The sequence below is a fragment of the Plesiocystis pacifica SIR-1 genome (genome assembly GCF_000170895.1).
Lineage (GTDB): Bacteria > Myxococcota_A > Polyangia > Nannocystales > Nannocystaceae > Plesiocystis > Plesiocystis pacifica.
Window position 1 is genome coordinate 1 of the sequence record NZ_ABCS01000185.1, and the last position, 10,072, is coordinate 10,072.

Annotated in this window: 10 protein-coding genes; 7 read left to right on the forward strand and 3 right to left on the reverse strand. The window is 70.4% G+C overall.

The genetic code is table 11. From position 1 onward, the window contains the following. Positions 1 to 283 precede the first annotated feature (283 nt). Positions 284 to 739 carry a hypothetical protein gene (locus tag PPSIR1_RS40380; protein ID WP_157596498.1) on the reverse strand — a complete coding sequence of 152 codons (456 nt, stop codon included), beginning with the start codon at positions 737 to 739 and terminating at the stop codon, positions 284 to 286. A gap of 84 nt (positions 740 to 823) precedes the next feature. Here PPSIR1_RS40380 and PPSIR1_RS40385 point away from each other — a divergent pair, with 84 nt between their 5' ends. Continuing rightward, positions 824 to 1,315, forward strand: a complete 492-nt coding sequence (locus PPSIR1_RS40385) for a hypothetical protein (RefSeq protein WP_006977113.1) — start codon at positions 824 to 826, stop codon at positions 1,313 to 1,315. A gap of 25 nt (positions 1,316 to 1,340) precedes the next feature. On the opposite strand, the gene PPSIR1_RS40390 is transcribed toward PPSIR1_RS40385, so the two are convergent. Both PPSIR1_RS40390 and PPSIR1_RS40395 read right to left on the reverse strand, forming a co-directional pair. Further along, the gene (locus PPSIR1_RS40390) at positions 1,341 to 2,063 is read right to left on the reverse strand and encodes a hypothetical protein (protein WP_006977114.1); all 723 of its coding nucleotides are present in this window, start codon (positions 2,061 to 2,063) and stop codon (positions 1,341 to 1,343) included. Next, the gene (locus PPSIR1_RS40395) at positions 2,060 to 2,761 is read right to left on the reverse strand and encodes an RNA polymerase sigma factor (protein ID WP_157596499.1); all 702 of its coding nucleotides are present in this window, start codon (positions 2,759 to 2,761) and stop codon (positions 2,060 to 2,062) included. Before PPSIR1_RS40395 ends, PPSIR1_RS40390 begins: the two co-directional genes overlap by 4 nt. Positions 2,762 to 3,159: 398 nt before the next feature. Between PPSIR1_RS40395 and rimP the strand changes: the two genes are divergently transcribed. From rimP to truB, 6 genes are all read left to right on the forward strand, one after another. Continuing rightward, on the forward strand, positions 3,160 to 3,765 hold the full coding sequence (gene rimP / locus PPSIR1_RS48925) for a ribosome maturation factor RimP (RefSeq protein WP_157596500.1): 606 nt from the start codon (positions 3,160 to 3,162) through the stop codon (positions 3,763 to 3,765). A 15-nt stretch (positions 3,766 to 3,780) separates the two neighbouring features. Next, the gene (gene nusA, locus PPSIR1_RS40405; RefSeq protein WP_006977117.1) at positions 3,781 to 5,166 is read left to right on the forward strand and encodes a transcription termination factor NusA; all 1,386 of its coding nucleotides are present in this window, start codon (positions 3,781 to 3,783) and stop codon (positions 5,164 to 5,166) included. Continuing rightward, positions 5,167 to 5,637, forward strand: a complete 471-nt coding sequence (locus tag PPSIR1_RS51435) for a YlxR family protein (RefSeq protein ID WP_006977118.1) — start codon at positions 5,167 to 5,169, stop codon at positions 5,635 to 5,637. It begins immediately after the preceding gene. After that, a complete protein-coding gene (gene infB / locus PPSIR1_RS40415) occupies positions 5,630 to 8,440 on the forward strand; it encodes a translation initiation factor IF-2 (protein ID WP_006977119.1) in 2,811 nt (936 codons plus the stop codon). The genes PPSIR1_RS51435 and infB overlap by 8 nt, the downstream gene beginning before the upstream one ends. A gap of 3 nt (positions 8,441 to 8,443) precedes the next feature. Beyond that, positions 8,444 to 8,905, forward strand: coding sequence for a 30S ribosome-binding factor RbfA (gene rbfA / locus PPSIR1_RS40420; protein WP_006977120.1), 462 nt, complete (start codon positions 8,444 to 8,446; stop codon positions 8,903 to 8,905). 11 nt (positions 8,906 to 8,916) lie between these two features. Then, the coding region (truB, locus tag PPSIR1_RS45350; protein WP_006977121.1) for a tRNA pseudouridine(55) synthase TruB at positions 8,917 to 10,072 on the forward strand (1,156 nt) is incomplete at its 3' end.

Sequence of the window (10,072 nt, forward strand, 5' to 3'; positions counted from 1 at the left end):
CTTCGTCGGAGAGACGGGCTTCGTTGGAGCGTGAGAGGGTCTTCGTCGAAGCATGAGGGAGTCTTCGCTGAAGCGGCTGGACCGACTCGCCAGACCCAAGCGCCTCGAGAATGGTGGCGCTCGACAGTGACGAGTGGATCTTCATCCCCGCCAAACCACGCCCCCGCGTGCGGGGGCGACCACACACCCTCTCGAAGGCACGAACATCATTGCCCACCAAGCCAAAGCGGAGGAGCGGACAGCGACGAAGCGCCCCCGGTCCGAGGCGCCTGTGGGGGCTAAACTAGGGCACCACGCCGCGGCGGACGACGCACTTGGGGTCGCAGTCGGGGCCGTTGGGCTCGAGGATTTCCTGGACGTTGAGGGTCACGAGCTCGTTGATGGCGGCGTCCTCGGTCTCGATGGGGACGACGGTGACCCGGATGCTCGTGGTCGTGTCGGCGCGCTCGCCCGTGACGATGAAGCCGTCGGCGTCGCACTCGAGCCAGTCGGGGAGGGGCTCGGCGTCGGGGCTGTCGGGCAGGCAGGTGACGGTGAGCTCGTCGCCGTCGGGGTCGATGGTCAGCAGGTAGGGCTCGTTGACGACGACCGAGCCGTAGTCGACCTCGAGGGTGGAGTCGCAGCCGATCTCCGTGCACTCGGAGCCTCCGCAGCCGCCGAGCGCTCCGGCCATGAGCAGGGCCGCGAGGACGGCCCGAAGACCGAGGGACGGGCGAGGGAGGCGAGCAGGGGAGGGCATGGCCGCAGACTAGATCAACTGGGCGGAGCTCGCCTGGGGGGCCCTCGGCTCGCCTCGGGTGGGCACCCCGGGTAGACTGCGACGGTGTTCCGCCCCTGGCTGCGAGTCGCCCGCCCGGACGACTGGACCGGCAACCTCGCGCGCCTGGGGCTGATCCCCGTGTACTTCATCGCGCTCTTGGCCGTGACCATCGGGCGGATCCCGAGCTCGTGGCTGGTGATCGGCTTTGGCTTCGAGGTGCTGACCCGGGCGGTCCTCGGGCTGGTGATGATCTACCTGCTCGGCTGGGTCCGGGCCGTGGCCTTCTCCCTGGTCCCGGGGGCGGTCGTGCTCTACGGTCGACGGCTGTGGTTTCCCCACCGCGGCCGGCGGGTGCTCGTGCGGACCACGGCGGTCACGGCCGTCGAGGTCGAGCTGCGCCCGCCGCCCCGGGGCGAGGTCTTCCTCATCGAGCTCGACGACGGCGCAGTCTACGACCTGTGCCCGGTGCACTGGAACGGGGCGACGCGGATCTACGCCGTGCTCGCGCGCCGCGTCCGGCGAGCCCAGGCCCGGGAAGAGCGGCGCCGCAAGTAGGCGGGGCGCCCCCGTCGTCGCGGGTTCAGGCCTGGCTGTCGCTGTCCGGGCTGCCGGGCTGGGTGCCCGAGCTCGTCAGCGTGGGCCCCGAGCTGTCGCCCTCGCTCCCCGGCGCGACGTTGCGCCGGTGGACGAGGATGCCGATGAGGGAGGTCCCGATCATCAGCGAGGCGGCCACGCCGAGGTGGCTGGGGAGCACGTGGGCGGCCCCGGTCATCGGGCACTGCCAGGTGATCGCCGTCAGGGCCGTGAGCGAGATGCCCGCAGAGATCCAGTAGACCGCCGAGGTCTTGCGCCGCTGGATGAAGGCCCCGCTGAGCAGCCCGAGCAGCAAGACCATGGTCGCGTAGATGGCGATCATCATCCCGCAGCCGGCGCCGAAGTGCGGATCGTCGAACAGCGCGCCGTGCTCGTGGGGGACGCCCAGGGTGGCCAGGAGCGTGAGGCCCACGGCCGAGGCCGCCAGCCCGATGCGGGCGCCGCGGCTGGGAAAGAGCAGGCCCAGGCCGATGGCCGGGAAGATGATCAGGCACAGCAGCCACAGCACGCACTGGACCCCGAGCTGCCACCACGGCTGGTGCAACAGGTCCGTGCGCAGGCCCATCATCACCATGCCGCCGCCGACGGCGATGACGGCGACGAGCAGGGCGGGCAGGAAGTGGCGCCGGCGCTCTCGCTGCAAGTTCTGGAGGTCGCCGATGATCAGCGCCGCAGCGTCCAGGCGCTCCTCGGGTGACTCGGCGCTCATTGTCCGATCCCCCGCAGCATGGCTTCGATGACTTCCGCGACCCGCATCTTTGGACTGGAGATCAAATTGACGTCGAGATCCTCGGGCCGCAACTGTGCGAGCAAGGCGACGGGCGCGCTCGAGCCGAGCATGCGGGCGAGGGCTTTGTAGCCGCGGTGGGCCCGGACCCGCGCGGCCCCCTCGCGGATGTCGAGGCGCTCGGCGACCTCGGCCATGGACATGCCGCGCAGCTTGTGCATCTCGACGACCTCGCGCTGGCCCGGGGGCAGGCGCGCGATCGCGGAGCGGACCTGCTCGACGATCTCGTCGGCGCGCTCTTGGCTGGTGATCATGTCCTCGAGCGAGTCCATCCCGTCGGGGAGTTCGTGGGTCGACCCGTCTTCGTTTCGGTGCAGGTTGACCTGCCGCTTGTCCCGGCGTCCGCGCTGGCGCAGGTGGTCGAGAGCGACATTTCGAGCAATCGCGAAGTACCAGCCCTGGACCGCGCCGTCGGGATCCCCGCCTTGCAACTGAAAGCGCTCTCGGGCCAGGTGGGCCTTGAGGAAGGTGAGCTGGAGCAGGTCGTCCACGGTCGCCTCGTCTCGGACGAGCTTCATCAAGAAGCCGCGCAGGCGCGGGCCGAGACGCCGATGGAGCGCGCCGAAGGCCCGTGGATCGCCGTCGCCGTAGCGATCCATCAGTTCGTACAGGCCAACCATGTCTGCGCGCTGATTCAACTCGGCCCGACCCGTCGCCAACGGGAGCTCCCAAGTCGATGTTTCGCACGCCTGTTCGCGAGGCCGCAACCCGGAGCCTCGGGGCCCTCGGGCGACCTTCGAAATGTGATTTTCATCGCGGGCAGGCCCGAGCCGCCCTGGGAGATGTCCCCACACCTGCCTGGGGAGGGATCTCAATCTGGCTCCTGGCCGTCCCAGGCTCCGTCCCCTTTGGCCGATTCGCGGCCGCCAATCCGGCTTGCGACGTCGTGACGGCTATGCTACCGATGCCGCAACAACTCCGAACTCGGTGGAGAGCGGGGGTCTTCCTCCGCTCTCTTTTTGTCTCGACCGGCTGGATGCTGCCGGACGCAGATGACGCCGGGCTGGGAAAATCGTTCATGACCCAAAGCCAAGAAACAACCTCCAAGACCGCAGCTCCGGCTGCGAAGGGGCACCGCCACGGCGCGGCGACGGCCCTGTTGGAGGCTGCGATCGAGCCGGTGTGCGCCGACATGGGCTACGAGGCTCTGCTCATCGAGTGGTCCGGGTCGGGCCAGCGCCGGGTGCTGCGGGTCTTCCTCGACTCGCCCAAGGGCGTGACCATCGCGGACTGCACCCGCATGGGTCGGCTGATCGGCAACAGCCTCGACGCGGCCGAGGCCGCGGTCGAGGCCGGCGAGGGCAACCCGGCCCTGGCGGCCTTGCTGGCCCCGGGCTACACCCTCGAGGTTTCGTCTCCCGGGGTCGACCGGCCCCTCGCCAAGAAGCGCCACTTCACCGCTCAGGTCGGCGGGCGCGTCAAGCTCAAGACCTGGGAGTCGCCCGCCGCGGCGGACGCAGACGAGCGCTCCTTCAACGGGCGCCTGGTCGCGGTCCACGACGACGACGCGGCCCCCGAAGATCAGCGCCGGGGCACCGTGGTCGTCCACGACCCCGAGCGCGATCGCACCATCCCCATCCCCTTGCCCCTCATCCGCCGGGCCAACCTGGTCTGGGAGGGCTGAGCTCGAGAGAAACACATGGAAGAGAACGTCAACCTCAGCACGGTCATCGACGCGGTCTGCCAGGAGAAGAACATCTCCCGCGACGTCTTGGTCGACACCGTCGAGCAGGCCGTCGCCACGGCGGCCAAGCGGGTGTTCGCCGACCGCGAGATCGAGGCCAGCTTCGACCTCGAGACGGGCAACGTCAACTTGTTCCAGGTGCTCTACGTGGTCGAGACCGTCGAGCTGCCGATGCGCGAGATGAGCATCGACCAGGCGCGCCGCTCGGGCCTCGAGGCCGAGATCGGCGACGAGCTGCTGTTCCAGATCTTCTACCTCGAGGACGACCGCAAGCAGGCCGAGGACCAGGCCAAGCAGTACCCCGAGATCCCCGCGCTCCAGAAGGTCAACACCGCGTTCGGGCGCATCGCCGCCCAGACCGCCAAGCAGGTCATCATCCAGCGCGTCCGCGAGGCCGAGCGGGAGAACCTCTACGACCGCTACAAGGACAAAAAGGGCGAGCTGATGACCGGCATCGTGCGTCGCTTCGAGCGGGGCTCGATCGTCGTCGAGGTCGACAACGGCCGGGCCGAGGCCATCTTGCCCTCGCGCGACCAGGTGCCCCGGGAGTCCCTGCGCCCCGGTGATCGCATCGTCGCCTTCGTCAAGGACGTCGACAAGTCGGCCCGCGGCCCGCAGATCATCCTCTCGCGCACCCACAAGGGCCTGGTCGAGAAGCTGTTCGAGCACGAGGTCCCCGAGATCTTCGAAGGGATCGTCCGCATCGAGGCGTGCGCCCGCGAGCCCGGGGCGCGCTCGAAGATCGCCGTGTCCAGCCGCGACCGCGACGTCGACCCCGTGGGCGCCTGCGTCGGCATGCGCGGTAGCCGGGTCCAGGCCGTCGTGCAGGAGCTGCGCGGCGAGAAGATCGACATCGTGCCCTTCGACGAGGACCCGGCGCGCTTCGTGTGCAACGCCATCCAGCCGGCCCAGGTCTCGCGCGTGCTCATCGACGCCGAGCGCCACACCATGGAGCTCGTCGTGCCCGACGACAAGCTGAGCCTGGCCATCGGCAAGCGCGGGCAGAACGTGCGCCTGGCCTCGCGGCTCACCGGCTGGCGCATCGACATCCACTCGCGCAGCAAGATCCGGCAGATGGAGCGGCGCAGCCAGGCCGAGATTGCGGCCATCCCCGGCGTGGGCCACGAGCTCGCCGCGCAGCTCTTCGACCTGGGCTGGCGCACTCTGCGTGACCTCGCCGTTGCAAACATGGAGGAGCTCGCCTCCGTCATCGGGGGCGATCTCGACGCGGCCGACGCGATCATCGACACGGCCAACGAGGCAGCCTCGGGCAACATCCAGCTCGAGGTGGTCTACGCCGCCGACGACGAGGAAGAAGAGCCCCAAGGAGGCGGCGACTGAATGCCTGAGCGGACCTGCATCGGCTGTCGCGTGACGCGCGACCCTGGGGGGCTGCTCCGCTTTCGGCGGAGCGTCGACGGCTACATCGTCCCAGCCACCTCTGCGCGCACCTCCGTGGGCCGCAGCGCCTACTTGTGCCCCAGCTACGCGTGCTTCCAGCAGGCCCGCAAGCGCCGCGCGTTCTCGCGTTCCTTCGCGAAGAGCGGCGCCATCCACCTCGATCCCCGCAACGACGACGTCTGGGCGCGGCTGTGGTCCGTGACCCTCCGCGACCTGCGCGGCGCCGTCGAGCGGATCCCGACACGGCACCCCCGACGCCGAGGACTCGAACAACTCTTGTTTGAACTATCATCCCAGCCCGCAGCCCCCCGCGAGGCCGTGCCAGAGCGAAGCACCGGTACGACTCCGGCCTCCCACGAAACCGCAGCGAGTCGCCAAGACGCGCCGAAGGGAGAGGCCCATCATGGCTAAGATCCGCATTTACGAACTCGCCCGCGAACTCGGGATCAAAAACAACAAGGACTTGGTCGCTGAGGTCAAGAGCCTTGGTATCCCGATCAAGGGCGTCATGAGCACGCTGAGTGACGACGAGGCCAACCGCGTCCGTCGTCGCCACAGCTCCGGCTCGTCTGGTGGCAGCGCCAGCGGCGACAGTGGTGGCGACGGTGGCCGTCACCCGGACCGCAACGCCAAGCCCAAGGTCATACGTCGTCGCTCGCAACGCCAGCGCCCCGCCGATCGTGAGCGCGAGAAGGAGAAGGAGCGCGAGCAGGAAGAGGCCGCCCGCGTGGCCGCCCAGCCGTCCCCGGCGCCGGCCGTGCGTCGGTCGGAGGTGCGCCGCCGCGGCCAGAGCCCCGAAGCCTCGCGCTCGCCGGAGCGCCGCGACGGTTCTGCTCGCCAGCCCGCCCGCGCCCCCAGCGGTAGCGGGGCTCGAGCCGGCGAGGGCGCGCAGCGTCGAGCCGCCGCGCAAGCCAGCCCTGGGGGTCAGGGCGCCGAGCCCAGTGGGGAGGCCGCTGATACGCGCATCGCCCCCAAGGTCGGTGATCGCATCGAGCTGCCCCGGGGCACGCGTCGCTTCCGCGACGGCCTCGCCGCGAAGATCGAGCGGCGCGAAGAGGTCGAAGAGCGGCGGCGCCAAGATGCCCTCGAGGCCGCGCGCAAGGCCGAGGCCGAGGCGCGAGCTCAAGCTGCCGAGGCTGCCGCGAAGAAGCGCGCGGCGGAGAAGGCTGCGGCTGCTGTCCCCGTCAACCCGAACGCCCGCAACGTCGTCCGCAACGAGGACGGTGTCATCGTCGCGGCGGCGTCTCGCCGCTCGGAGCCCACGATCCTCGGCTTCATCCCGCTCCAGACGCCGCCCCGTCGCCGCGAGGTGATCATCACCGAGGCGAACAAGGGCCGCACCGAGGGCCGCGCGACCGCCCGCAAGCGGCGCGAGGAGAAGGCCCAGGCCCGCGGCCGTCGTCGTCCCTCGCGCTTCCGCCGGGGTCCGAGCGGGCCCAAGCAAGTCTCGACCGTCGAGATGAGCGAGGCCAAAAAGCGCATCCGCGTCGACGAGGTCATCCAGATCTCGGACATGGCCCACCAGATGGGCGTCAAGGCGGCCCGGCTGATCCGCACCCTGTGGCAGCAGGGCATGCGCAACGTGACCATCAACAGCTCCATCGACGTGGAGACTGCGGAGTACGTCGCGGCGGAGTTCGGCTACACGATCGAGAACGTCTCCTTCCAGGAAGACGAGATCCTCGCCAGCTACGACGACGAGGGCGAGCTCCGGGCGCCCGTGGTCACCATCATGGGCCACGTCGACCACGGCAAGACGACCCTGCTCGACTACATCCGCAAGGCCAAGGTCGCCGACGGTGAGGCCGGCGGCATCACCCAGCACATCGGGGCCTACCGCGTCGACACCAACCAGGGCCCGGTCGTGTTCATCGACACCCCCGGTCACGAGGCGTTCACGGCCATGCGCTCCCGCGGCGCCGCGGTCACGGACATCGTCGTGCTGATCGTCGCCGCCGACGACGGCGTCATGCCGACGACCCAAGAGGCCATCGACCACGCCCGCAAGTCGGACGTGCCGATCATCGTCGCGGTCAACAAGATCGACAAGCCCGAGGCCAACGTCGGCCGCGTCGAGCAGATGCTCATGAAGGAAGGGCTGGTCGGCGAGGACTACGGCGGCGAGACCGTCATCAGCCACATCTCGGCCAAGACCGGCGAGGGCGTCGACGAGCTGCTCGACCTGCTCGGCGTCCAGGCCGAGGTCCTCGAGCTCGTCGCGCCCGTCAAGGGTCCGGCGGCGGGCACGGTCATCGAGTCGCGCGTCGACAAGGGCCGGGGCACCGTGGCCACCGTGCTGGTCCAAGCTGGTGAGCTCAAAAAGGGCGACATCGTCGTCGCCAACGAGTTCAGCGGCAAGGTCCGCAACCTGCTCCAGCCGGGCGTCAAGAACAAGCGCCTCAAGTCGGCGACGCCCTCGACCCCGGTCGAGGTCCTCGGCCTCGACGGCGCGCCGCCGGCCGGCATGCGCTTCCACGTGGTCGAGTCCGAGCGCGACGCTCGTCAGCTCGTCGCGCACCGCCGCGAGAAGCGGCGGCGCAAGGAGAGCGTGCTGTCGGGTCCCTCGCTGCTCGAGCGGATCAAGAGCAAGAAGGTCCCGATCCTCAAGATCGTGCTCAAGGCCGACGTCCAGGGCTCGGCCGAGGCGCTCAAGCACACCCTCGAGGATCTGTCCGCGTCGAAGGTCCGCGTGGAGGTCATCCACGCTGGCGTCGGCGGCATCAACGAGACCGACGTCAAGCTGGCGATGGCGGCCGAGAACCCGCTGATCATCGGCTTCAACGTCAAGGCCGTGGGCAAGGCCTCGAAGCTCGCCGAGCACGAGAAGGTGCCCGTCGAGACCTTCTCGGTCATCTACGAGGCCTCCGACCGCGTCCGCGAGCGGATGATCGACCTGCTCGAGCCCGAGTACCGCGAGGTCCCGCTGGGCACCGCGGACGTCCGCGCCCTGTTCCCCATCCCGCGCCTCGGCACCGTCGCCGGTTGCCGCATCATCAAGGGCAAGGTCACCCGCTCGAGCCACGTCCGCGTGCGCCGGGCTGGCCGGGTCATCTACGAGGGCCGCATCGGATCGCTGCGCGTGTTCAAGGACGACGTCAAGGAGGTCAAGGAGGGCATGGAGTGCGGCATCGTCGTCGAGGGCTTCAGTGAGGTGGAGCCCGAGGACCAGCTCGAGGCCTTCGAGCTCGAGACCATCCGTCCGGAGCTCGAATAGGCCATGAGCCGGCGTCGCCAACGAGTCGAGGAGCTGCTGCGCCGGGAGATGGCGCAGATGCTCCTGCGCGGGGAGCTCCGGGACCCGCGCCTGCAGCCGGCCAGCGCCGTGAGCGTGACCGGCGTGAGCGTGAGCCCGGACCTCAGCGTGGCGACGATCTACGTCGACGTGCTGACCGAGGCCCTGCGCCTCGAGAGCGTGCTCGCGGCCTTGCGCGCGGGCGGCGGGGCCATCCGGCGCAAGCTCGGCGAGCGGGTGCAGCTGCGGCGTACGCCCGAGCTGCGCTTCCACCACGACGACAGCATCGAGCGCGGCAACCGGGTCGAGGCCATCTTGACCGAGCTGCGCGACGCGGGGGAGCTCGATCCCGAAGCCAAGGCGGACGCGAAAGCAGGCGCCGCCAAGGCCGAGCTCGACGCGGCGAAGGCCGAGGCCGAGCCCTCCGACGCCGGCCCCGAGCTCTGAGGCCTGAGGCCATGGGCAGGAAGCGCAAGGCCGAGTCCCGGTACACCGGGGTTCTGCTCGTGGACAAGCCCGAGGGGCCGACCTCTCACGACGTCGTCGGCTGGGTCCGCTGGGCCCTCGGCGAGCGCAGCGTGGGCCACTGCGGCACCCTCGATCCGCCGGCGAGCGGGCTCTTGGTCGTGTGCGTCGGCGAGGGCACCAAGCTCGTCGACGCGCTGACCTCCGTCGACAAGCGCTACTGGACCCGGCTGGTGATCGGTCGCTCGACGACCACGGCCGACGGGGCAGGGGAGACCCTCACCACGGCGCCCGTGGACGCCGCCATGCTCGAGCGGGCGCGCGAACTCGTCGAGGCGTTGCGCGGCCCCCTCGAGCTGCCGCCGCCGGCTTACTCGGCGGTCAAGGTCGACGGCAAGCGCGCCCACGCCCTCGCCCGCGCCGGTGAGCTCGTCGAGCTGCCCAAGCGCCCCATGGCCGTGCACGCGTTGACCGTGCTCGGCGCGGGCCTCGAGCCGGCCGCCGCCACCGGCGAAGACGAGGGCGAGCAGGGCTGGATCGAGCTCGAGCTGCGCGTCGCCAAGGGTACGTACATCCGCTCCCTCGCCGAGGAGCTCGGGCGCCGCCTGGGTTGCCCTGCGCACATGGCCAGGCTCCGCCGCCTCGCCTGCGGCCCGCTCACGGTCGACGACCCCGGGGCCGTGGGCGGCCTGATCGCCCAGGAGCTGCCGCCGCGGGAGGGGGCGCCGCCGCGTTGGCGGGTCGAGCTCCCCCCGGCGGATCCGCCGGTGACGGACAACGATGCCCGCCGGGCGCGGGCGCGCGAGTGGCTCGAGTCGCGCCTGCGTGCCCCCTGGCGGGACCTGCCGATGCCGGCGGTCATGCTCGACGCGGACGCGAGCGAGGCCGCGGAGGAGCGCGCGAAGCTGGTCGAGCGCCTGCTCCACGGCCAGCGGCTCCCGCTCCACCCCACCATGCGCGCGCGCCTTGGCCTCGAGAATGTGGCCGGGGGGCCTTGCGCCCTGGTCCACCTTGGCCTACAGGTCATGATTCTCGCCGTCGTCGAATCCGACGAGGACGGTGACACGCGACTCCAGCCCACCCGGATCGTTCGCCTGCGTGCGTGTGATCCAGCTCCGGCACACCCCAGCGGCCTTCCAGGCGGGGACG